General features: G+C 70.8%; 19 protein-coding genes. 4 read left to right on the top strand and 15 right to left on the bottom strand.

The window, feature by feature from the left end; translation table 11 throughout:
- Window positions 1–70: 70 nt before the first annotated feature.
- Window positions 71–745, bottom strand: coding sequence for a GntR family transcriptional regulator (locus ACT3T5_RS09045; protein WP_444594236.1), 675 nt, complete (start codon window positions 743–745; stop codon window positions 71–73).
- Window positions 742–1,851: a cell division protein ZapE gene (gene zapE, locus ACT3T5_RS09040; protein ID WP_444594235.1), complete on the bottom strand. Its 1,110-nt coding sequence runs from the start codon at window positions 1,849–1,851 to the stop codon at window positions 742–744. The genes ACT3T5_RS09045 and zapE overlap by 4 nt, the downstream gene beginning before the upstream one ends.
- A gap of 98 nt (window positions 1,852–1,949) precedes the next feature.
- Here zapE and ACT3T5_RS09035 point away from each other — a divergent pair, with 98 nt between their 5' ends.
- The gene (locus tag ACT3T5_RS09035; protein ID WP_444579866.1) at window positions 1,950–2,708 is read left to right on the top strand and encodes a dihydrofolate reductase family protein; all 759 of its coding nucleotides are present in this window, start codon (window positions 1,950–1,952) and stop codon (window positions 2,706–2,708) included.
- Window positions 2,709–2,757: 49 nt separating this feature from the next.
- Here the strand turns inward: ACT3T5_RS09035 and ACT3T5_RS09030 are convergent, their stop codons facing one another.
- Window positions 2,758–4,155, bottom strand: coding sequence for an alpha/beta hydrolase family protein (locus ACT3T5_RS09030; protein ID WP_444579868.1), 1,398 nt, complete (start codon window positions 4,153–4,155; stop codon window positions 2,758–2,760).
- A gap of 128 nt (window positions 4,156–4,283) precedes the next feature.
- Here ACT3T5_RS09030 and msrB point away from each other — a divergent pair, with 128 nt between their 5' ends.
- The 3 genes from msrB to ACT3T5_RS09015 all read left to right on the top strand — a co-directional run bounded on the left by msrB (window position 4,284) and on the right by ACT3T5_RS09015 (window position 6,686).
- Window positions 4,284–4,712 carry a peptide-methionine (R)-S-oxide reductase MsrB gene (gene msrB / locus ACT3T5_RS09025; protein ID WP_444579870.1) on the top strand — a complete coding sequence of 143 codons (429 nt, stop codon included), beginning with the start codon at window positions 4,284–4,286 and terminating at the stop codon, window positions 4,710–4,712.
- A 130-nt stretch (window positions 4,713–4,842) separates the two neighbouring features.
- A complete protein-coding gene (locus ACT3T5_RS09020; RefSeq protein ID WP_444579872.1) occupies window positions 4,843–5,493 on the top strand; it encodes a DUF3000 domain-containing protein in 651 nt (216 codons plus the stop codon).
- Complete coding sequence (locus tag ACT3T5_RS09015) at window positions 5,490–6,686, top strand: HRDC domain-containing protein (RefSeq protein WP_444579873.1); 1,197 nt, start codon at window positions 5,490–5,492, stop codon at window positions 6,684–6,686. Before ACT3T5_RS09020 ends, ACT3T5_RS09015 begins: the two co-directional genes overlap by 4 nt.
- A gap of 68 nt (window positions 6,687–6,754) precedes the next feature.
- Here the strand turns inward: ACT3T5_RS09015 and ACT3T5_RS09010 are convergent, their stop codons facing one another.
- From ACT3T5_RS09010 to ACT3T5_RS08955, 12 genes are all read right to left on the bottom strand, one after another.
- Window positions 6,755–7,402 carry an NUDIX domain-containing protein gene (locus ACT3T5_RS09010; RefSeq protein ID WP_444579874.1) on the bottom strand — a complete coding sequence of 216 codons (648 nt, stop codon included), beginning with the start codon at window positions 7,400–7,402 and terminating at the stop codon, window positions 6,755–6,757.
- Between the two features lie 4 nt (window positions 7,403–7,406).
- Window positions 7,407–9,167 carry a CTP synthase gene (locus ACT3T5_RS09005; RefSeq protein WP_444579893.1) on the bottom strand — a complete coding sequence of 587 codons (1,761 nt, stop codon included), beginning with the start codon at window positions 9,165–9,167 and terminating at the stop codon, window positions 7,407–7,409.
- 68 nt (window positions 9,168–9,235) lie between these two features.
- Window positions 9,236–10,342: a glycosyltransferase gene (locus ACT3T5_RS09000; RefSeq protein ID WP_444579875.1), complete on the bottom strand. Its 1,107-nt coding sequence runs from the start codon at window positions 10,340–10,342 to the stop codon at window positions 9,236–9,238.
- Window positions 10,339–12,381, bottom strand: coding sequence for a murein biosynthesis integral membrane protein MurJ (murJ, locus tag ACT3T5_RS08995; RefSeq protein WP_444594234.1), 2,043 nt, complete (start codon window positions 12,379–12,381; stop codon window positions 10,339–10,341). The genes ACT3T5_RS09000 and murJ overlap by 4 nt, the downstream gene beginning before the upstream one ends.
- Window positions 12,378–13,181, bottom strand: coding sequence for a hypothetical protein (locus ACT3T5_RS08990; RefSeq protein ID WP_444579879.1), 804 nt, complete (start codon window positions 13,179–13,181; stop codon window positions 12,378–12,380). Before ACT3T5_RS08990 ends, murJ begins: the two co-directional genes overlap by 4 nt.
- Window positions 13,182–13,243: 62 nt before the next feature.
- Window positions 13,244–14,305: a copper transporter gene (locus tag ACT3T5_RS08985; RefSeq protein ID WP_444594233.1), complete on the bottom strand. Its 1,062-nt coding sequence runs from the start codon at window positions 14,303–14,305 to the stop codon at window positions 13,244–13,246.
- A gap of 15 nt (window positions 14,306–14,320) precedes the next feature.
- Entirely contained in the window at window positions 14,321–15,499 is a 1,179-nt protein-coding gene (gene steA, locus ACT3T5_RS08980) for a putative cytokinetic ring protein SteA (protein ID WP_444579883.1), read from the bottom strand.
- Window positions 15,496–17,316: a DNA repair protein RecN gene (gene recN, locus ACT3T5_RS08975; protein ID WP_444594232.1), complete on the bottom strand. Its 1,821-nt coding sequence runs from the start codon at window positions 17,314–17,316 to the stop codon at window positions 15,496–15,498. The genes steA and recN overlap by 4 nt, the downstream gene beginning before the upstream one ends.
- 18 nt (window positions 17,317–17,334) lie before the next feature.
- Window positions 17,335–18,279, bottom strand: coding sequence for an NAD kinase (locus tag ACT3T5_RS08970; protein WP_444579886.1), 945 nt, complete (start codon window positions 18,277–18,279; stop codon window positions 17,335–17,337).
- A gap of 4 nt (window positions 18,280–18,283) precedes the next feature.
- Complete coding sequence (locus ACT3T5_RS08965) at window positions 18,284–19,129, bottom strand: TlyA family RNA methyltransferase (protein WP_444579887.1); 846 nt, start codon at window positions 19,127–19,129, stop codon at window positions 18,284–18,286.
- A complete protein-coding gene (locus ACT3T5_RS08960) occupies window positions 19,126–20,142 on the bottom strand; it encodes an HAD-IIA family hydrolase (protein ID WP_444594231.1) in 1,017 nt (338 codons plus the stop codon). The genes ACT3T5_RS08965 and ACT3T5_RS08960 overlap by 4 nt, the downstream gene beginning before the upstream one ends.
- On the bottom strand, window positions 20,139–22,469 hold the full coding sequence (locus tag ACT3T5_RS08955) for a hypothetical protein (RefSeq protein WP_444594230.1): 2,331 nt from the start codon (window positions 22,467–22,469) through the stop codon (window positions 20,139–20,141). The genes ACT3T5_RS08960 and ACT3T5_RS08955 overlap by 4 nt, the downstream gene beginning before the upstream one ends.
- Window positions 22,470–23,215: the final 746 nt, after the last annotated feature.

Raw genomic sequence — 23,215 nt, 5'->3', positions numbered from 1 at the left:
GACGGCTCAGCACTCCACGAACTGCTCGGCGCGGGCTTCCGCGGCGGTGCAGGGCCGGATGGGCTCGAGGTCAGGGCAGCTCCAGCGCCCGCTCCGTCACGGCGCGCACGTGGTCGGCCATGGCCGCTCGGGCGGCGGCCGGGTCGGCCTCGGCGATGGCCGTCAGCACGCTGCGATGCTCCCGTACGGAGACCTCTGCGTCATCGACGCCGGCGTCACCGAATCGACGGAACCGCAGCGTGTGCACCGGGATCGCCTCGAGCGCGGAGGCCAGGTACGGATTCCGGGCTGCTCGTGTGATCTCGGCATGAAAGCTGCTGGAGTGGGCGAGGTAGCCCTCGTACTCGCGGAAGCGGGCGCCGACGCCTGCCGTGGCGGTGCTCTCGAGGGTCGCGGCGAGCGCCTCCCGCTCCTGGGACGTCGCACGAGCCGCGGCGAGAGCCGCCAGCTCGGGTTCGAGCAGCAGCCGCGCCTCCCCCATGGTCCGCACCTGGTCGCCATCGGGCGGACGCGTCACGACGAAGCCTCGCATCGGCAGGTACTCGACGAGCTTCTCGCCGGTGAGCAGGTTCAGCGCCTCCCGCACCGGCGTCGCGCTCATCGAGAGCTCCGTCGACAGCGCACCGATCCTCAGGGGCGTGCCCGGAACCAGGGCACCGTCCATGATGCGCTCGGCCAGCATGCGCCGCGCCCGCTCCGACCGGGAGCTGCGCACGGGATCGGCCCGGTCCGGGTCAGGTGTCACGCGCCGGCGCGCCCGTCGGCCCCGTCGGCCCCGTCGGCCCCGTCGGCTCGGTCGGCTCCGTCGGCCCCCAGGAGCCCGGCTCCGTCGTGGGCGAGGGACGCCAGGCGGGAGAGGGCACGGAAGTACTTCTTGCGGTACCCGCTGCGCAGGAGGTCCGGGGAGAAGAGATCCGAGAAGACCTCCGCGTCCGCGCCGCCCTCCCCCGGAGCCGCAGAGACCAGCACCGGAACCTCCCGGTCGTAGAGGCGGTCCACGAGCACGACGAACCGCAGGGCATCATGATGCTGGGACAGCCCGTGCAGGCCGGTCAGATGGGCCGCGGGGACGTCGTCGATCATGCTCCCGTAGCGCGAGGGGTGGACCGTCTTCAGGTGCGCCAGCAGGTCGTCGAAGCCGTCGAGAGTGGCACCCTCCTGCGCCTGGGCGTGCTCGCGCACGGTGTCCTCGGCCAGGGAGACGATCTCGGTGACGCCGTCGCGGCGCCGGTAGTCCTCACCGTCGATGCGCAGCACCTGGAACCGTTCCGCCATGGCCTGGATCTCCCGGAGGAAGTCCTGCGCGGCGAAGCGTCCCTCGCCGAGCGCATCGGGAAGAGTGTTGGAGGTGGCCACGACCGCGACGCCGCGGTCGGAGAGCTCGCGGATCAGCCGAGTCATCAGGAGCGTGTCACCCGGGTCGTCGAGCTCGAACTCGTCGATGCACACCAGCACCGATTCGCCGAGCAGGTCGACCGCGCGCTGGAAACCGAGCGCACCGACCAGGTCCGTGTACTCGACGAAGGTGCCGTACACCCGCTCCCCCTGGACCGCATGGAACAGGGAGGTGAGCAGATGGGTCTTGCCCACGCCGAAGCCGCCGTCGAGATAGATCCCCTGGGCCGCGGTCGGGCGGCGCCGCAGCTTCGCGAAGAAGCCGCCGCCCTGGGGCCTGTCCAGCTGCGCGGCGAACTCGCTCACCCGCTGCTTGGCCTCGTCCTGCGAAGGGAAGTCGGGGTCGGGAACATAGTTGTCCAGCCGTGCGCGGGCGAACCGCGGCGGAGGCACCAGGTCCGCGAGCAGTCGCTCGAGAGTCGGTTCGGGCCGTCGGTCGCAGAGCGCTTCAGTCACGGCGGTCAGTGTATGTTCCGCGAGCGCCCGCCGACCCGACCCGACCAGGGACCGGGTGAGATGATCGTCCCACCCCGCCGCTGCCCGACCTCGAGGAGATGACCGTGCACCTGCTGATGCGCGACGGCACAGTGCTGCCTGCCCCGGAACCCGTTCCGGCCGACGCCGAGGGGGCGCGCTCCCTCGCCGCGCTCTACGCGATGCCGCAGCTCCCTCCCGGCGGCGTGCAGGTACGGGCGATGATGAATGCGACCGTCGATGGGGCGATCAGCGGGGCGGACGGCACCAGTGGTCCTCTGCGCAATCCCGACGACTCCTTCGTGTTCGGGGTGCTGCGCGCTCTCGCCGATGTCGTGATGGTGGGTGCCGCGACTGTCCGCGTCGAGGACTACGGCTCGGTGCTGGGCCGCGACGACCTGCTCGAGCCCTCGCGGCGACCCGGCGGAGCCGCACGCCCGGCCCTGGCCGTCTGGTCGAACAGCGGGGATCTCCCGGCGTCGCTGGATCGGGATCAGCCGCTCTATCTGATCTCCTCCGCCCGCAGCGCCCGCGCGGCAGGGCGCAGGGCCGGGCTGCCCGGGGACCGCGTGATCGTCGCCGACAGCGCGGCCGATGCCCTGCGCGGTCTGGCTGATCGGGGGATGCACGCCGTCCAGGCGGAGGGCGGTCCCTCGACCCTGGGCAGGCTCGCCGCCGAGGGAGTCCTGGACGAGCTGTGCTTCTCCACGACGCATCGGAGCGTCGGAGGCTCGTCCTCGCGGGTGATCACCGGTGCGGTCCACGACACGGCCTGGGAGCTGTCCTCGCTCCTCGTCGGCGGCCACGCGACGATCTCGCGGTACCGCACGCGGCCCTGAGGGACTGCTCCTGACGTCCCGCGGGCTGGGCTCCTCCCGAGAGCTGGTCTCAGAGTCGCAGACCGATCGAGTCCTCGAGCGCGGGCGATCCCAGATCGCGCACCGGCACCTCGAGCTCGGCGGCCTCGTCCTCCATGCCCAGCAGACGACCGAGGTAGTCGGCCAGCAGCCGCTCGTAGCGCACCGGGTCCCGGTTCCACTCGCGCGTGTGCGAGGCCCCGTCGAAGGGTTCGAACTCCACGAGATCCGGGCGCAGCGCGGCGAGGCGCCTGCTCGGGGCAGGCGGCACCGTCGCGTCGTCGAGGGCGTGGAACAGCAAGGTCGGATGGATGAGGTGCTCCGCGTAGTACTGCGGCGTCATCTCGTGCAGCGCGAGCGGCTCGTGCAGCCGCACCAGTCGGCGCCCCACCGTCGAGGTCATCATCCACATCGCCAGGTCCCGCATCGGCTTCGGGGCCTTCAGCGCGGTGGCGTGGTAGATCAGGATGTCCTGCCAGTCCACGGCCGGGGAGTCCAGGACCAGGCCGACGACGCGATCCCGGTGGGCGGTGCGCACCGAGGTGCGCAGGGCGATGCCGCCACCCATCGACCAGCCGAACAGGACGATCCGGCGTGCGCCCTGGGCGAGGGCGAAGTCGATCGCCGCCTCGGTGTCCTCCCACTCGTCCGCACCCAGGTGATACATGCGATCCGCGGAGGCCGGCGCACCGGTGTCGTTGCGATAGGTGATCGTGAGGCTGGTCAGCCCGAGTCGATGCAGGAGAGGGATCACGCGCAGCGCCTCGCCGCGCATCGACCCGTGACCGTGGATCAGGATCGCCCAGGTGTCAGCCGGATCGTCAGAGGATCCCTGACCCTGCCCCTGTGCCTCTCCCTCGGCGTGTGCACTCCCCCGTGCCGGGCCGGGACGCACCAGCCATGCGGGCATCGGGCCCACCGGCGAGCTGACCTCGACCTCCTCGGTCTCCAGCCCGTGGGCCGTGCGCGGGGTGCCCGCCCAGTAGAAGCCGTTGACCGCGGCCTTGTCGACCTGGAGCGGCTCGGCCGTATCCGCCCCGAGGAGCGGTCGCGCGACGGTCGTGGGCGTGGGGTGCGCGGTCACGGGCCCCAGCCGGACGTGCACGGCGCCGCCGGACTGCCGCACCGCGAGGTAGCCCTCACGCTCGGTCTCCTTCGTCCGGTCCACGTGCACCCGGTCCTCGTGGACGGCACGCACCGGGAGATCCGGGCGGCGACGAAGGCTGTGCATCGGGACCAGGGGAAGGCGAGCCATCACGCGCGCCCCGACCGCGAGCGCTCCTGCGCTGAGGGTGAACATGGAGGCCGCCCCGACGGCGCCGACGACCGCGGCCTGCGCCCATCGTCCCTGTTCGGAGCGCGGTTGAACGGCCCTGGTCCACCGAAGGGCGCCGGCGATCGAGCTGGTCCGAGAGTGGTCGTGCGTCATACCGCGCATCTTATCCGCGCACTAGTATCGATGGTGTGAACAGGAGTTCACCACCCGGCGCCGGGCCCTGCGGCCCGCGCCTGAGGACGATCGCGGCGACCCGTCGCCGCAGAGCGGAGGATCCTTCGATGTCCACTGATCCCATCGGCACCCGTCCCTATCCCCTCGCGATCAGCGACGAGCAATGGCGAGAGCGACTCACTCCTGCCGAATACCAGGTGCTGCGCCAGGGCGCCACCGAGCGCCCCGGCGTCGGGGAGTACGAAGAGGTGCGCGCCGCCGGCACGTACGCCTGCAAGGCATGCGGCGAGGAGCTGTTCACGGCCGAGACCCAGTTCGATGCGCACTGCGGCTGGCCCGCGTTCTACGCCCCGTCGGACTCCGACGCCGTCGAGCTGCTCGAGGACACCTCCATGGGCATGCGTCGCATCGAGGTCCGCTGCGCGAAGTGCGGCTCCCACCTCGGCCATGTCTTCGAGGGCGAGGGGTTCGCGACCCCGACGGACGAGCGCTACTGCATCAACTCGATCAGCCTCGTGCACAGCGACGACGCCTGAGGACTCTGCCCGCGCCGGGACCGTCGGCCGACCGCGCCGGATCATGCGCCGAGATATCGGTCTCAGCACGGCCGGGACGGCTCCGGCGCGCCTGACCTCGGGCGCTCCAGCACGCGGTTAGTCTCCCACCGTGTCTGTCCATCGATTCCGCCCTGGCGACGACACCTTCCGTGCCGCCATCGACGCCATGACCAACGCCCCGCTCCGACAGGAGTTCGAGTGGCGCGACATCCCCGCGCCCGCGAAGATGGCGCCTTCGACCTGGGCGTGCACCGGGGAGATCCTGATCCACGACGACGAGCTCGCCTCCGGGCGCCTGGTCATCCTCCACGATCCCGCGGGCCAGGAGGCCTGGGACGGCACCTATCGGATGGTCGCCCTGGTCCAGGCCCAGCTCGAACCGGAGTTCTCCGTCGAGGCGATGCTCGGCGACGTGGCCTGGTCCTGGGTCACCGAGTCGCTCGAGATGCACGATGCGGAGGCCCGCGAGCTGGGATGCACCGCGACCCGCGTCGTCTCCCAGTCCTATGGCGCGCTCGCCTCCCGCCCCTCGACCGTCGACGTCGAGATGCGGGTCTCCTGGACTCCGGACGGCCCGCACGGGGCCGGGGCGGAGGGGAGCGCGGACGGAGCTCCCGATCTGGCACCGCACTTCGCGGCGTGGACCGCCATGCTCGCCGCCGCCGGCGGCCTGCCGCCCGCACCGCCGAGGATCGCCCCGATCGCCCCCGCCCATCATGCGAGGGCCCCGCGCCCCGAGGAAGCCGGTGACGCCCGGTGACCGAGACACCCGTCTCCGACCTGACCGCTCCCCGTGACGGCGTCGTGCCTGTCGTCGACCGGATCCAGCCGCTGCTGGCCTGGTGCGACGCCGCAGCGACAGCTCCCGACGAACCCGTGGCCGTGGACGCCGAGCGGGCTTCCAGCTATCGCTACAGCTCCCGCGCCTATCTCGTGCAGCTGCGCACCGAGGCCGCCGGGACCGTCCTGATCGATCCGCTCGCCTTCACCATGCCGTCGACGCTGCTGACCCTGCTGGGCGAGCGCGAATGGGTGCTGCACGCCGCCGGGCAGGATCTCCCGAGCCTGGCCGAGCTCGGGATGCTTCCTGCGAGCCTGTTCGACACCGAGCTCGCCGCACGCCTGCTCGGGATGGAGCGCGTGGGGCTCGGGGCCGTCGTGGAGGACACCCTGTCGCTGCACCTGGCGAAGGAGCATTCCGCCGCCGACTGGTCGAAGCGCCCCCTGCCCAGCGGGTGGCTCACCTATGCGGCGCTGGACGTGGAGGTCCTGGTCGAGGTCCGCGATGTCCTCGAGGAGCGTCTCCGCGTCGCGGGCAAGGACGAGTGGGCACGCCAGGAGTTCGAGTACGAGCGGGTCCGCGATCATGGGCCGACGCGGTCCTCGAGCTGGCGCGGCCTGCATGGTCTGGGCGGGCTGCGCACGCCCAAGCAGCTGGCCGCGGCGCGCGAGATGTGGCTGCGACGCGACGAGATCGCCGCCGCCGAGGATCTCTCCCCGCACCGGGTGATCAAGGACCGCGACATCGTGGCGGCCGCCAAGGAGGCGCCGCGGGGGCGCGAGGCCTTCGACCGGGCGCTGCCCGCCAAACTCCGCAAGAAGGACATCTGGTGGCAGGCCGCCCGGTCCGGGCTCGACCTGCCCGCCGCGCACCTCCCGGACCGCAACGAGCGCTCCTATCCCCCGCCGCACAAGCTCTGGTCCAAGAAGTACCCGGAGGTGTGGGACCGCTATCAGGTGGTGCGCGCCGCCGTGGGCGAGCGCGCCGAGGACCTCGAGATGCCGCCCGAGAACCTGCTGCAGCCGGCGCTGCTGCGCCAGTGGGTGTGGGAGAACGAGCACGTGCCGGAGGAGTCTGCCGTGGAGGCCGCCCTCCTCGAGCTCGGTGCTCGTCCTTGGCAGGCGGACCAGGCAGCACCGGTCGTCCACCGTGCGCTGACCGAGGAGGCCTGACCCCACAGGTCTGTTCGGCCAGGCACGACCAGCGCGGCCAGGTCGGCCGGCTCGTCAGACCAGCTCGGTCAGGCCAACTCGTGGCCCGGGCGCTCCAGGAACGGGGCGTCGGCCGGACGCAGCGCAGGGGCGCTCCCGCCGTCCGAGGTCGCGGCGCGATGCGCCTGCAGCGCGAGCACCCCGGCGATCGTGGTGGCATTGGTGAGGTCGCCGTGCAGGATCGCGGCGACGGCGTCTGCCAGAGGAACCCAGCGGAGCTCGATCTCGGCCTCCTCGTCGGTCCGCACGAAGTCGTCCTCGTCGCCGAGCGGCGCCGTCCCGGTCGCGAGGTAGATCCGGATCACCTCGTCGCTGCCGCCCGGACTGGGGCGCAGGTCCACCAGGGTGCTGAGCGAGGCCGCGCTGTGCCCGGTCTCCTCCGCGAGCTCCCGCAGCGCGCCGCGATGCGGGGCCTCGCCCTCCATGTCGAGGAGCCCGGCCGGAATCTCCCAGAGCTGATGGCCGACGGGATGGCGGTACTGCCGGATCAGGAGCACGCGGTCCTGCTCATCCACGGCGAGCACGGCGACTGCGCCGGGATGTCGCATGTACTCGCGGTCGAACTGCACCCCGGGGGCGAACTCGATCGTGTCGCGCACGATGTCGAACACCATCCCGTGGTGGACTCTGCCACGGGCGCTGACGGGCCGGGGTGCGGGAGTATCTGCGAGGGTCATGAGGTCACTCCTGGTCGTCGTCGGACTGTGTGCTGCCGGACTGCGTGACGGTCTGCTCCACGGAATCCACGGAATCCACCTCCAGCAGACGGGTGGACCGCTGGAGCGCGAGCGCCGCACCGATCAGCCCGGCGAAGAGCGGATGGGCGCGGGTGGGACGGGACTTCAGCTCCGGATGGGCCTGGGTCCCGATGTAGTAGGGGTGCACCTGCGGATCGAGCTCGACGAACTCCACCAGGGAATGCTCCGGGCTGAGCGGGGAGACCCCGGAGACCCGGAGCCCTGCCGCCTCGAGCCGGTCGCGATAGGCGTTGTTGACCTCGAAGCGGTGGCGGTGGCGCTCGGCGACCTCCGTGGCCCCGTAGATCCGGGCGGCGAGGGAGCCCTCGACCAGTGTGTGCTCGTAGGAGCCCAGGCGCATCGTCCCGCCGAGGTCGCCCGAACCGGAGACGATATCCGCCTGCTCGGCCATCGTGGCGATCACCGGGTTCGCGGTGCCCGGCTCGAACTCGGTGGACTGCGCGTCCGCCAGGCCGAGCTCGTGACGGGCGTATTCGATGACCATGGACTGCATGCCCAGGCACAGGCCCAGGGTCGGGATGCCATGGCTGCGGGTGTGGCGCAGGGCGCCCACCTTCCCGTCGACCCCGCGGATGCCGAACCCGCCGGGCACCACGATCGCGTCGACGCCCCGGAGCTGCTCTGCGGCACCCTCCGGGGTGGCGCACAGGTCGGATTCGACCCAGCGCAGCGTCACCTGGGAACTGTGATGGAAACCGCCGGCACGCAGGGCCTCGGTGACGGAGAGATAGGCGTCCGGCAGATCGATGTACTTCCCGACCAGGGCGACCGTCACCTGGGAGGAGGGATGGTGGACACGCTGCAGGAGCGACTCCCACTGGCTCCAGTCCACATCGTGGCTGAGCAGATCGAGCCGACGGATCGCATAGGCATCCAGGCCCTCCCCGTGCAGCACGAGCGGGATCTCGTAGATCGAGGGCGCATCCGCGCAGGTGACGACGGCGTCGAGGTCGACGTCGCACATCGAGGAGATCTTGGACTTGACCGAGAAGGGCAGCTCGCGGTCGGCGCGCAGCACGATCGCGTCGGGCTGGATGCCGATGGAGCGCAGGGCCGCCACGGAGTGCTGGGTCGGTTTGGTCTTGAGCTCATGGGACGGGCCGATGAACGGCACCAGGGAGACGTGCACGAAGAACACGCTGTCCCGGCCGATGTCCTGGCGCACCTGCCGCGCGGCCTCCAGGAACGGCTGGGACTCGATGTCGCCGACGGTGCCGCCGATCTCGGTGATGATGACGTCGACGTCGTCGGACGCCTGGGAGCGCATCGACTCCTTGATGGCGTTGGTGATGTGCGGGATGACCTGCACCGTGTCACCGAGGTACTCCCCGCGACGCTCCTTGGCGATCACACCGGAGTACACCTGACCCGTGGTCACGTTCGCGTGGGAGCCGAGGTTCTCGTCGAGGAAGCGCTCGTAATGGCCGATGTCGAGGTCGGTCTCGGCACCGTCCTCGGTGACGAAGACCTCACCGTGCTGGAAGGGGTTCATCGTGCCCGGATCCACGTTGAGATAGGGATCGAGCTTCTGCATCGTGACGCTCAGGCCACGGGCCTTGAGGAGCATGCCGAGCGAGGAGGCGGTCAGTCCCTTGCCGAGGCTGGAGACCACTCCCCCCGTCACGAAGATGTGCTTGGTGATACCGGGGTTCCGGAAGGGCTTGGCCGAGCTGGGCTGGCCGATCCTGGGAGAGGTTCCGGTGCTGGACGGGGATGCGCTGTTACGGGAGTCTGCCACGGACCGTCAAACTATCATCGCTGAGCGCCGAGTGACAGCACCTGAGTCAGTTGTCGCACCATGTCGGACGCCGTGGGCAGCTGCGCCGCTCGTCGCCGGGAGGCGGCTTCCGCAGCTCGGCGCACACCGATGCTGCGATGGTGCTCGATCGCCGACGCGAGCGCGGAGGCGTCCCCGACAGGCACCAGCTGCGCCGCGTCCCCTGTCACCCACCGGGTGCCCCCGGCATCGGTCGCGATGATCGCTCGGCCCGCTCCGAGCGCCTCCTGCAACCACACCGGCTGGCCTTCCCAGAGGGCTGCAGAGACCACAAGATCCGCGGCGTCCAGCAAGGCAGGAACGTCGTCCCGACGCCCCAGGAGCTCGACGGGGAGCTGCTCGCGGGCGATCCGGGACGCCAGCTCCTGGTGGAGTGGTCCGTCCCCGGCGACACGGATCCGTACCGGTGCGCCGGCGCGCAGGAGGGCGGCTGCGTCGAGAAGGTCGTGGAGTCCCTTCTGCGGCGCCAGTCTCGCGACGACGAGCACGTCCAGCATCACGTCCACGTCCACGTCCTCGCCCCGTGGAGCGGCGGGAGCCGTAGGAGCGGCGGGAGCCGTAGGAGCAGTGCGAGCAGTGGGAGCAGCGGGAGCCGTAGGAGCAGAGCACTCCGGGCCGGAGGTCTCTCGGCCAGGAGCTGGCACGACGGCATGTCGCACGTCGCGGGCACCGGACCGTCGGGCCTCCTCGGCGAGATCCGGAGAGACGGCCAGAATCGTGTCCGCGCGACGCACGGTGATCTGCAGCAGTGCGCGTCCGACGGTGCGCACCAGCGCCGAGCCCACGGTGCGGTTGTGCAGCGTCACCGCGAGGAGCACCGGGCCGCGCCGCGGCAGAGCCAGGGCCGACAGAGCCCCGGCGCGCAGCCCATGCGCGTGGACGGCGACCGGCCCCGGAGCGCTGCGCACGCACTGCCTCAGCGCTCGGACCGTGCGCAGGTCGCCGAGCAGATGCGGACGGTCCTGGATCTGCACGGGTGCCTCCCGCACGTCGACGCCGGCAGCGGCCAGCACCTGCAGCTCCTGGTCCACGTGCGCGGCCAGCCCTCCGCTGGCGCGCGGACGCACCAGGATCACGCTCATCGGCTGCTGTCCTCGGCCGAGCTGTGCTCCACCGTGCTGTCCTCGACGGTGCCGGTGTCGGCGCTCCGGCCGTGGCGGCGGAGCCTGCCCAGCTGACGAGCGGCGAGCTGTGGATCGGCGGCCGCCATCACCGCGCCGGCGAGCAGTGCGGCGATCACCCCGCACAGGATCCCGGTCAGCACTGCTGCGAGTTCACCGGTGGCGGTGGTGATCATCCACTTGCCGAGCAGCATGCCCGGGATCCCGCCGATCAGAAGGGCGATGGGGGTGAGGATCGCGGCACGACGCACCTTCGGCAGTTCGCCGCCGGGCTCGAGGACGTCAGCGATCCGCGCCAGACCCACCAGCGCCGAGATCGCCATACCGATGGCGATGGCGATGCCGAAGGCGGTGGACGCCTCGGCCGCCGACCGGGTGGGGCTGGGGATCACCAGCAGCAGGATCAGCACAGCGGCGATGATCCAGCCCACCGAGCCCACGAGAAGTGCATCCCGGGCGCGGAGCGCGGCCGAGAGGATCCGGGTGCATTGGATGGCCACGGCGAATCCGGCCAGACCGAGGGAGAACGCGGCTGCTGTGGAGCCGACGCCCGTGGCCCCCGCGCGGTCGATGAGGCGGAAGAACTGCTCGAGGGCCGGGCCGCCGGCGAAGAGCGTCGCGGCGCCGATCACCGCGACCACCATGATCGTGCGCACGGAGGCACCGGCCACGTGGGCGAATCCCTTGGTGTCCCCCACCAGACGCAGCTCGGACAGGTGCGGGAACACCGCAGTGACCAGCGGGACCACGAGGATCGCGTAGGGAAGCAGGTACAGCGCCTGGGCATACTGGAAGACCGGGAGCGTGCCGGTGCCGCCCGCCTTCATGGAGAGCACGAGCACGAGCCCGAGCACGAGCTGCTGCGCCCCGACGGCACCGAGCCCAGCGCCTCCGAGGGAGAGCGCACGGCGCCCGTAGCGCGGCGGCATCGTCAGGGTCGGACGGAGATGGAGACCGGCGCGTGCGGCGGCGATCAGCACCGGGATGACCATGGCGGCGACTCCGGCGGTGGTCCCCCAGCCGAGCCAGGCGATGGCCCCATCGCCGATGGTGGCGGTCGTCGCGACCGGAGGGACGATCCAGGCGTAGACCCGGTAGGCGATCATCACGACCAGCGACGAGATGAGCGGCATCATCGCCGGCCACAGGAATCGTTTGCGAGCCTGCAGGTACGCTCCGAGGACCACCGAGATGCCGTACAGCGGGAGCTGGAGGGCGAAGATGCGCAGCAGGACAGTCCCCACGTGCACGCCCCCGGGGACGGTCGAGTCCGTGGCCAGGAGCAGCTGGGCGATGGGCTGCGCGAGGAGGATCATCGCTGCCGCGAGCAGGCACGTGCCCAGCAGCGTCCATGTCAGCAGGGCGGAGACGATCTGATCGGTCCGCGCGGCGCCGTCGCGTCGATCCGCCCTCGGCGGCAGTGCCCCGCGGGACCGATCTCGGCGGCCCGGCGGATGCGAGGCCGCCGCCGGAGCTGCTGTCCCCGGAGCCGCGGACGCCTGGGGCTCGTCCTCCAGCGCTTCCGTCCCGGACCCCTCAGCTCCGTGCAGGTCGTCGGCGTCGTCGGTCCCGCTCTCCGCAGGGGCATCGCGCTCGGGGACCAGTCCCGCGATCAGAGGGACGATCACCGCGGCGAGCGCACCGCCCGCGACGATCTCGAAGAGCACGTTGGGCAGGAGGTTCGCGGTGGTGTAGGCAGTTCCCACATCACCGGCGCCCACGCTCGCGCCGAAGACGAGATAGCGCACGAAGCCGGCGATCCGGGCGATCACGGTGATCACCAGGATCAACCCGGCGCCGCGGAGCACCGTGCGCCCGATTCCGGACCCGGTGGGCGGCTGCGGCGTCACCCCCGCGCCGTCCGCGACGGCTGCCATGCTGTCGGCGCTCCCCATGGTCTCGGTGCTCCCGAGGTGCTCTGTGCTCCCGAGGTGCTCTGTGCTCCCGAGGTGCTCTGTGCTCCCCGTGTCGTCGGCGTTCCCCGTGTCGTCGGTGCTCATGGAGTCCTTCCGTCGACGTCGGGGGCGATCGGCGAGCTGCGCCGTCCCAGCTGGTCGATCGCACGAAGGGTCGGGGTGGAGTCGATGACGGCGCTGAAGGAGACCTTCTCGCTGGCGAGGGTGAGGGCGACCACCACGCCCAGCAGGGAGAGCCGTGCGGGGACCGGGAGCGCGCGTGCAGCTGCCGTGCCCACTGCTGCGCCGAGCACGTTCGCTCCCGCGTCGCCGAGCATCCCGTGCTCGCGCAGATCCGACGGCAGTGCCAGGGCGGCCGGGATCAGCGCCGCCACGGCGAGCGCTCGTCCGCTGCGCAGGCGCGGGTCCTCACCGGCGCTGAGCGCGCTCAGCACGGCGGCTGCCGGAAGCACGACCTTGAGCGCCCGGCCCGGTCGCAGATCCAGGAGATTGGCGAGGTTCGCGCACCCTGCGGCCAGAGCGCCGTCGGCGAGCACCATCGCCCCTGCCCGGGGCCCGGGCGCGACGGCGGCGCCGGCCAGCGTCAGTACGGGAATGCCGAGAGCCTTGGCCGCTCCGGTGGTCAGATGCCCCGTCCGGAGCGCGCCGAGGTGTCCGCGCAGTCCCTTGGACACCGCTCGGCCCGCGCGCCGCTGTCGCGGTTCGAGCACGTCATCGACGAGGCCGAGCGCCCCGACTCCGGCGAGCATCCCTGCATCGAGGCGTCCGGGGCCGCGCAGCCCCAGGGCGCTCACCGCGGCGACCACGAGGGCCCCCTCGGCAAGGCTCACGGAGCGTCCGGAGAAGTTCGTGCGCCGCAGTTCGGTCCGCAGACCCTGCAGCATGCGAGCTGCCCCGGAGTGCTGCGACGCTCCGGAGGATCGCGATGCTCCCGGCATCGACGAGGTCACTCTGCTCCCCCACCGTCGGATGCGGAGCCCTGCCCCTGGCTCCCGTCGCCGTTCTGCCCGGCCTCGGCCGCGGCGTCCTCGACGCCGGCGGTCTCGGGAATCGCCGGCAGGCGATCCTTCGCATCGGCCGTCGTGCCATAGGCCCCCGACCCCCCACGGGTCTGCTCGATCAGAGCGAGCACGGACAGGAGAGGACCGTCGGCCTCCTGCAATCTGTCCGTCGTCGAGAGTCCGTCGAAGCCCGCATCACCGCGCACGGTCCGCAGGATGCCGGTGGAGGCATCGTTGAGGGGTGTCGCCGCCGAGACGACAGCAGGGACCCCGGTCCCGGCCAGGGAGGTCAGCAGGGAGGTCTGCGTCGCCAGCAGGCCCTGGGCACGCTCGGCCGCGACGGCCTCGTCCTCGGAGCTGTCCACGAGCTCCTCGGGCGCGGCGCTCGCGACGAGCACGCCGTCGACCTCCGACGGCAGCTCCCCGTCGATCGTGACCAGCTGCTGCTCGGTGAGCGCCTGCCACACCTGGGTGCGCAGCTCGGAGGTGAGATCACCGCTCTGGGACGGGGTCAGGAGCGCGACGATCACCTGGGACAGCTGCTCGGAATCGGTCAGCCCGCTGTCCAGGAGGTTCGGGGCGATCGTGCGGATCGTGTCCAGCGCGTCGGTGCGCTGCTGGCTCTGCGAGGGCACCCACAGGGCGGACTGCAGCTCCACCTGCACGGTGGACTTCACACCGGCGTCCTCGAGCAGCGTCGAGATCCGTTCGGTGAACGGCGCCGTGGAGGAATCGTCGGTGAGCACGGCGACCCGCTGCCCCGCGAGGGTGTCGGCGACCAGCTCCGGGCCGATCTCCGAGGCGAAGGTGCCCAGCTGCTCGTTGCGGGAGGCGAGCTCGTCGGCCTGGGTGCGCAGCTCATCCTGCTGGGTACGGAGCTGCTCGACCTGTCCGGCGAGCTGGTCGCCCAGGTTCTCGCGCAGCGGTCCGGCCCCGAGCACGATGCCCACGGCGAGAGCCAGGAACACGGAGATCAGGGAGACGAGGTGGTAACGGAAATCGATCACGGGGTCGAGACCCTCCTACGACCCGGTGGCCCGGGGTGAGAACAGCAAGGTGAACCAGGACAGCAGTCCGTCCAGGCGGGCGCCGAAGATCTGCACGAGCGCTTGTCCTCCGGGGGTTGCCCAGAGTGCGACCGCGAGGGCGGCGAGTCCTGCCAGTGCCAGGAGCACCAGCTGGAAGGTGGAGATCCTCTGACGGTACAGGCGCGAGACGCCCTTGGCGTCCACGAGCTTGGACCCGATGCGCAATCGGGTGAGGAATGTCGAGCTCATCCCGGCCCGGCCCTTGTCGAGGAACTCCTCGAGGGTGCCATGGGTGCCGACGGCGACGATCACGGAGGCGCCCTTCTCATCGGCCAGGAGCATGGCGATGTCCTCGCTGGTCCCCGAGGCGGGGAAGAGGATCACCTCGTCGCCGAGGCCGAGCTCCTCGAGCCGTTCCAGGCCCGGAGCGCGGCCGTCGCGGTAGGCGTGCACGACCAGCTCGGCGCCGCTGCGCAGGGCGCGGTCGGAGACGGAGTCCATGTCTCCGATGATCATGTCGGGGCGGAACCCGGCCTCGATCACGGCATCGGCTCCCCCGTCCACGCCGATGAGGACGGGTCGGTTCTCCCGCAGGAAGGGCCGCAGCGTGGCGAGGTCCTCCTTGTAGTGGTACCCCCGCACGACGATCAGCACCGGGCGGCCGTCGAGGTTCGTGCGCACCTCGGGCGCGCCGATCCCGTCCAGCAGCAGGTCACGTTCGCGCAGCATGTACTCCATCGTGTTCTCTGCGAACATCTCGAGCTGCTGCGAGAGGCCCTCGCGGGCGATCTCCAGGGAGACGGTGATCGAGGCGTCGTCCTGAGCGGTGCCCTCGGCGATCACCGTGTCGTCGAGCCGCACCGTGCTTCCGGTGATCGAGACCGTCTGCCCGTCCCGGACCTCTTCGAAGACGTCGTCCCCCAGGTTGTCGACCAGCACGATCCCGGCATCGACGAGGATCCTCGGGCCGGCGTTGGGATACCGGCCGGAGGTCGAGGCGGCGACGTTCAGGACTGCTGACGGGCTCCGTTCGACCAGCGCCTCGGCGGCGACCCGGTCGATGTCCTTGTGGTCGATGATCGCGATGTCGCCCGGCTGGAGCCGCTTGGTGAGGTCCTTGGTGCGCCGGCCGAGGCGCGCGGTGCCGATCACCACGGACTGGGACGCGCTCATCCGCGTCCCTCCGACGCGAGGGAGGCCCCATCGGTCCCGGGGGCCCCGGAAGCCCCGGAAGCCCCGGAAGCCCCGGAAGTCCCGGAAGTCCCGGAAGTCCCGGAAGTGACGGTGCTCGCCTCGTCCAGGAGCTCCTCCGCATGGGCGAGGGCGACGTCCGAGGCATCGTCGCCGGCGAGCATCCGAGCGAGCTCCCGGATCCGGCCGGGCCTGTCGAGCGTCTCGACCGTCGAACTGGTGGATCCGTCGCTCGAGGACTTCACGATCTGCAGATGTGTTCCGGCGTGCGCCGCGACCTGGGGAAGGTGCGTGACGACGATGACCTGCGCATGACGTGCCAGGCGCGCGAGCCGGTGGCCGACGGCGAGGGCGGCGCGCCCGCCGATCCCGGCGTCGATCTCGTCGAAGACGAAGACGGGCGCCGCGCTGCGGTCGTTGCGCGATGCGGAGAGTGCGACCTCGAGGGCGAGCATCACCCGGGAGAGCTCGCCGCCGGATGCTGCCTGGGAGACCGGGAGGTGATCGGCCCCGGGGTGGGGCGCGAGCAGGATCGCGACGGCGTCGCAGCCGTGGGAGCGATGGGCCTGCGCCGAGACCTCGACCCGGATGTCGGCGTCGGGCATCTCGAGATGGCGCAGCTCCTCCTGGACGGCCTCGGAGAGCTCGGTCGCGGCGGTCGTGCGGGCGGTGGTCAGCGCGGCGGCCGCTTCGTCCAGCTCGCCCTGGAGGGAGTCCAGCCGGGCCGCCGCCGCGGCACGCTCCTGCTCCGCGCCGTCGAACCGATCGAGATCGATGGCGGCGCTCCGGGAGGTCTCCAGCAGGGCCGTGATGTCCTCGGCGGGACCGTCGGTATCCGGGAGCAGGGCACCGAGGTCCCGGACCAGGACCGTCAGTTCGTGCAGGCGCCCGTTGGCCTCCTCGAGACGGCCCGGGGAGGCGTCGATGTCGTCGGCGTACCGGGAGAGCTCGGCCGCCACATCGGACAGCTCGATGCGCATGGCGTCCAGACGCTCGACGAGCGGCTCCAGCGTGGTGTCGGTGCGGGCGGCGCGTCCCAGCGCCTCGCCGGCGACGTCCAGCAGCGGCCCGGCGGCGGGTCCGTCGTCATCGCCGATGAGAGCCAGCGCGGCCTGATTCGCGGCGCCGCGCAGCTCCTCGGCATTGCCGAGCCGTTCGAGCTCGACACGCAGGGCAGCGTCCTCCCCCGGTTGCGGGTCCGTGCTCTCGATCCGTTCGAGGGCCTCGCGCAGCGCGGTGCCCCGTCGGTCCCGTTCGGCGAGCAGCGTGTCGATCTCCGCCAGCCGTTCGGTCATGGCCGAGCGCTCGCGCCACAGCTCACGATGCCGCTCCAGCAGCGTTCGGATCTCGGTGCCGGCGAAGCGGTCCAGGGCGTCCCGCTGGGCATCGGGGTCGCGCAGCCGCTGCTGATCGGACTGCCCGTGCACGGTCACCGCGGTGCCGACCAGGCGCGCGAGGGTCCCGATGGGCACCGGCACGCCGCCGATCTGCGCCCGGGACCGGCCGTCCCTGGTCACCCGGCGCACCACGAGCACCTCGCCGTCGTCCTCCTCGGCTCCCAGCTCGTCGAGCGAGGCGGCCAGCTCGTCGTGCCCGGTCAGCGCGAGGGTTCCGTCGACCGTGCTCGAGCCGCGCGTGCGGCCGCGATCGAGGCGATCGCCGAGCAGCATGGACAGACCGGTGACGATCATCGTCTTGCCCGCGCCGGTCTCCCCCGTCAGAGCGGTGAAGCCGGGCCCGAACTCGAGCATCGCATCGTCGATCACGCCGATCTGGCGGATGCGCAGGGTGGACAGCATCGTGGACCTCTCAGCTCCTCAGCGGGTACGGGGGCTGCGACCCCGCCACCCGACGACGGGGAGCTGGAACTTGTCGACCAGCCGATCGGCGAACGGGGTCGCGCTCAGTCGTGCCAGGCGGACGAACTGTTCGGACAGCCGCGCCTCGACGCGCATACCGGCGGTGATCTCCGCGGTGCGGCGCCCATCGAGCGTGAGGATGCCGTCCTCACGGTTGTCGAGGGTCATCTCGATGGCGGCTTCCGAGGAGCGTCCCAGCACCAGCGGTCGGGCGAACAGCGCATGGGCGGCCAGGGGGATCAGCAGCATCGCGTCCACCTCGGGCCAGATCACGGGACCACCGGCGCTGAAGGCATAGGCGGTCGAGCCGGTCGACGTGGACAGCACCACGCCGTCGCAGCCGAAGGAGGAGACGGGGCGGCCGTCGATCTCGATGGCGACGTTGATCATCTTCAGCCGGTCGGCCTTCTCGAGGGAGGCTTCGTTCAGGGCCCAGTGCTCCTCGACCACGTGATCCTCGGCGTCCAGGACATGCACGTCGAGGGTGGAGCGCTTCTCGATCTCGTAGTCGCCGTCCAGGAGCCGGGAGACGGTGATCGAGAGGTCCTCGACCTCGCTCTCGGCGAGGAAGCCGACGTGTCCGAGGTTGACGCCGTGCACGGGGACATCCGCCTCGCGCACGGCTTCTAGGGCGCGCAGGATGGTGCCGTCGCCTCCCAGCACGATACCGAGCTCGACGAGGTCCGCCGCGGAGACGGCGTCCAGCACGTCGACCCCGCCGTTGGTGAGGAAGGTCAGCAGCTTCGGCGGTGCGACGTTCTCGGGCAGGCCCATGATCTCGTCGAACTGCTCATCGACCACGACGCCGCGCACTCCGCGCCGGGCCAGCTCCTCGAGCACGGTGAGCATGGCGGTGAGCGCAGCGCGGCGGCCGGTGTGGACATAGAGGAGGAACCGTCGCATGGGATCAATCCTCCCGGATGAAGTCGTCGGCGCCGCGCAGGCGCGGCTGGTTCTCGCGCACGGCGTCCCCGATCATGTCACAGGCCTCCGCGTCGAGCGCGCAGGTCACGCCCGCGGGGCGCAGATGCAGGAAGTACTCACGATTGCCGTCCTGTCCCGGCAGGGTGCTGGGGCCGACGGCGAGCGTCGCGAGCCCGGCCGTCGACGCCGCCTCGGCGACGCCGCGGACGGCCTCCGTCCGCGCGCGCTGGTCCGAGACCACCCCGGTGCGCGGCAGAGCGCTTCTCCCCACCTCGAACTGGGGTTTGACCATCAGGAGCATGTCGCCACCGGGGCGCACCACGTTCCCCAGCGGCTCGACGACGGTGCGCAGAGAGATGAAGGAGAGATCGGCGACGAGCAGGTCGACGTGAGCACCGATCAGCTCCGGGGTGAGGTCCCGCACGCTGGTCCCGTCGAGCACGTCCACGCGGTCGTCGTCACGGACATGGTCGGCGAGCTGATCGTGGCCGATGTCGACCGCGATCACCCGGCGGGCGTCGCGGCGCAGCAGGACATCGGTGAATCCTCCTGTCGAGGCACCGGCATCGAGGCAGAGCAGGTCCCCGGGATCCAGAGCGAGCGCGTCGAGAGCCCCGGCGAGCTTGTGGGACGCACGGGAGGCGTATTCGATGCCGTCGGGAACGTCCACGACGGTCAGCAGGGCGCCCTCCGGCACCGGCGTGGAGGACTTGGCCGCGGGCCGGCCATCGATGCGGGCGCGACCCTCCTCGATGATCCGTCGGGCGTGGGTCCGTGAGCGAGCCAGACCCGCCGCGAGCAGGGCGACGTCCAGGCGCGGCCCGGTCACCGGTCGGTGGGTCGCTGCTCGGTGCCGTCGCGTCCCAGGAGGCGCCCTGTCCACGGAGTCTCCGTGGCATGGACGCGCAGCAGGGCGAGCACCGCTCGCAGCATGCGCGGGTCCTCGAGCTCGCCGTCCAGGACGATGTCCTCCTGCTCCCAGGACGCGCTCACGGAGCCGCAGCGGGCGTGGTCGCCCTCCACCACGGGCAGCACGAACGGCTCGGCGATCTGCTCGAGATCGGGAAGGATGTAGGTGGGCCGACGCACGGGCTCCGCCCGCAGGGCGGATTCGATGCCGTCGACACCGGTCAGCACGAGAAGGGTGTCGATCCCGGCGCGGACTCCGCCTTCGATGTCGGTGTCGAGCCGGTCACCGATCACCAGCGGGCGCTGGGCACCGCTGTCCCGCGCGGCGACGGTGAACATGCCCGGCTCGGGCTTGCCCGCGACCATCGGCTCCGCGCCCGTGGCATGGCGCAGCGCCGCGACCATCGACCCGTTGCCGGGGGCCATTCCGCGCTCCGTGGGCAGGGTGGCGTCGATGTTCGTCGCCATCCACAGCGCACCGTGCCCGATCGCGTAGGCACCTTCGGCCAGGATCGACCAGTTCAGGTCCGGGGACCAGCCCTGCACCACGGCGACGACGTCCTCGCTGTCCATGGAGACCGGCTCGAGGCCGACCTCCCGGATCTGGGCCGCGAGGCTCGGGCCGCCGACGACGAGGACCTTCGACGCGGAGTCGAGGCGCTCCGCGAGCAGCCGGGAGGCGACCTGCGGGGAGGTCACGAACTCCTCGGGCTGCGCGGTGACACCGACCTCGGCCAGATGGTCGGCCGCCTGCTGCGGGGTGCGCGAGGCGTTGTTGGTCGCGAAGACCACGGTGCGTCCTGCCGCGCGCGCCTTCTCCACGGCCGCAGCGGCATGCGGGATCGGCGTCGCGCCGTGCATGAGCGTGCCGTCGAGGTCAAGCAGCAGGGCGTCGTGCAGGTCGAGCAGCGAGGGATCGGGCTGACGGCTCACGCCTGCTCCTCCTGGTCCTCACCGGAGACGTGCTCATCAGCATCCTCACCGGAGGAGCGGTCATCCGCATCCTCACCGGAGGCGTACTCATCAGCATCCTCACCGGAGGTGTGCTTATCGGCAACGTCCTCCGGGTAGCCGTCCGGATGGCTTTCAGCGTGGACCTCAGCGTCGGAACCCTCCTCGAGGTCGTCCTCCGCTGCGAGGAACCGATCCGCTGATCCCTCGGCATCATCCTCCGCGTCGTTCTCGGTCCCGTCGGCATCCACCGCGTCATGGGTCCCGACGTGTTCTGCCGCGTCGCCATAGAACGAGGACGGATCTGCCTCGTCGACATCGTCAGGCGTGTCGGTCTCGTCAGCGGCATCGTCCTCACCGACTGCATCGCTCCCGTCAGCCGCCTCGGCCTCGTCAGCTGCAGCGGCCTCGTCAGCTGCATCGGACTCATCGACCTTGTCGGCTGACGGATCGTAGGCGTCCAGCACGGAGACGGACTCGTCGTCCTCCCAGGCCGGCTCCTCAGCCGGCACTGGTGCAGGGCGACCCAATCGCTCGGCGGCGTCGGTGAGACCTTCGCTGTCGGCGTCCGCGGCAAGGGTCAGCCAGCGCTTCGCCTCGTCAGGACGCTCGGCACGTTCCAGCAGATCCGCGTAGGCAGCCCAGAGTCGGACCTGCCAACGCCCGTCGACCTTGTGACGCAATGCCGGGATCTCGAGGGTCCTCAGGGCGGTCTGGATGTCGCCGGTATCGGCATAGGCGCCTGCCACGACGATCATCAGCTCGATGGATGCTGCGACTCCGAGGGACGAAGCCTCGTCCGACGCCGCGATGTCCAGGGCGCGCTCCGGCTTGCCCAGGCCGCGCTCCGAATCGGCGATCATCGGGAGCACGTCATTACGACCGGTGATGCGCAGCGATGTGCGCAGCTCACGAGCGGCGGTACGGAAGTCGCCGGCGCGGTAGGCGAGGATCCCGTAGGCCTCGCGGACCGCACCCACGCGACCGCCGATGCGCGCGGCGAAGCGCGCATGCGCCTGTGACGTCTCGAGATCGGTGTCCTCGAGCAGATAGGCCGCGACGATGTGCTGTCCGACGCGCTCCGCGGTCTCCTTGCTCAGGCCCCGCAGCTCTTCTCGAATCGGCTTGTCCAGCTCCCGACCGGTGATGCCGTCGGGGATCCGGGGCTCGAAGGGTCGGTCCGCGCGCGCTTCCTGACCGGGGCGCGAATTCCGACGCTCCTCGCGCGGTGCGCCGCCGCCCTGGGGACCGCGGTCCTCGCGAGGCTGGCGCGGGCTGGTGGTGCGGGCGCCCTGGTCGGCGCTGCGGGGACGGTCATTGCCCGGGCGGCTGGAACGGTCTTCACGGCCTGATCGCTCGTCTCGTGAGCTCCCATAGCGCGGCTTCTCGTCCCGACGGTTCCCGTAGCTGGACTTGTCGTCACGACGCGAGTCGTAGCGCGGCTTGTCGTCACGACGCGAGTCAACGCCAGGCTTGTCATCACGACGCGAGTCATAGCGCGGCCTCTCGTCGCGACGGCTCCCCGGCTTGTCATCACGACGTGAGTCGTAACGCGGCTTCTCATCGCGACGGTTCCCGTATCCAGGCTTGTCGTCCCGGCGCGAGTCGTACCGGGGCTTGTCATCCCGACGCGAGTCGTAGCTCGGCTTGTCGTCCCGCTGCGAGCCGTAGCTCGGCTTGCCATCACGACGTGAGTCATAACGCGGCTTGTCGTCCCGACGCGAGTCGTAACGCGGCTTCTCATCGCGACGGTTCCCGTAGCTGGGCTTGTCGTCGCGCTGCGAGCCATAGCGCGGCTTGTCATCGCGACGTGAGTCGTAACGCGGCTTGTCATCGCGCTGCGAGCCATAGCGCGGCTTGTCATCACGACGTGAGTCGTACCGGGGCTTGTCGTCCCGACGCGAGTCGTACCGGGGCTTGTCGTCCCGACGCGAATCGTACCGGGGCTTGTCGTCGCGCTGCGAGCTATAGCGCGGCTTGTCATCACGGCGCGACTCGTCACGGTGGTTATCCGGACGAGCGGCGCGCTCACGGTCACTGCGCTGGGAACCCTGGGCGGAACCGGAGGAACGGTAGGTGCGCTCGCTGCCAGTACGGCGTTGGTCACCAGCAGACCCCGATCGATCATCGCGGTAGCTGCGCGGACCTGCGGACCTAAAAGCTCCGGATGACGTGGATCGCGCCGAGGAGTCCCCGCCCCTGTACGGTGCCCGCGATCCGGCTGCAGACGAACGGTCGTCGTGTCGTGCGTAGTCGCGGGACTTGTCGCCGTGCCCGCGGTCGCTCTCGCTCTTGCTGTGCTCAGCCACGTGAATCGTCCGTCTCAATCTGCTCGCCCTATGCCGTTATCAATCGCCAAGCCTAAGCCGTCCCTGGAAAGAGACCGCGCAGTAGGCCGTCCACCGTGACTGCTTTCACCAGCCGCAACACGAACAGGTGACGGCCAGGTGCATCGCGCCACAGTCACAGAACAAGGGCTCACCAGCAGGTTCTGCAGCCGTGCCGAGCAGGCGCTCAGCTGCAACACACTTGCCAGCATCCCCACGACAGGGAAGCAGACCAACTGGCGCCGCCTGAAGACCCCGTCATCGATTCCGCGCTGATCCCACAGCCGGGTCCATGAGCACCACTGCGCCTTCATACAGACCGAGCGCTCTCCTCGTCCTGGCTTCGCTCGCATCCCGCAGCGAACACCACCCGCTGAAACAGTCGCTGATTCACACCATCTGCCCAATGGCTTCCCCGAACCGCAAGCACACCTCACTGGGGCCTCGGCCCGGCTGCTCCGCCAAGACGTTGATCCGCAAGAGCAGATGCGCAGACATCCGCCACGCGTCCCCGCCCTCGCTCCACGGCGATCGACTCACGCAACGTACAAAAATGGAGCTACCGCTGACCCCTGACTGAGTGCCGAAGGACTTGTCCTGCTGCAGCTAGTCAGCTCTGTCCGAGCGCGCAGACCGTGAACAGCGCACTTTCCACGCCTGGTTGTCGACGTCCGACACCTGCGGCGCCGGCAACCACTCGTTCCAGGCCGATGCGAACACCATCAAAT

The organism is Brachybacterium sp. AOP3-A1-3 (assembly GCF_052378285.1).
In the GTDB taxonomy this organism is placed as follows: Bacteria; Actinomycetota; Actinomycetes; order Actinomycetales; family Dermabacteraceae; genus Brachybacterium.
The sequence above is the reverse complement of the archived record's forward strand: the minus strand, read 5'-3'. Positions and strand labels throughout refer to the sequence as shown.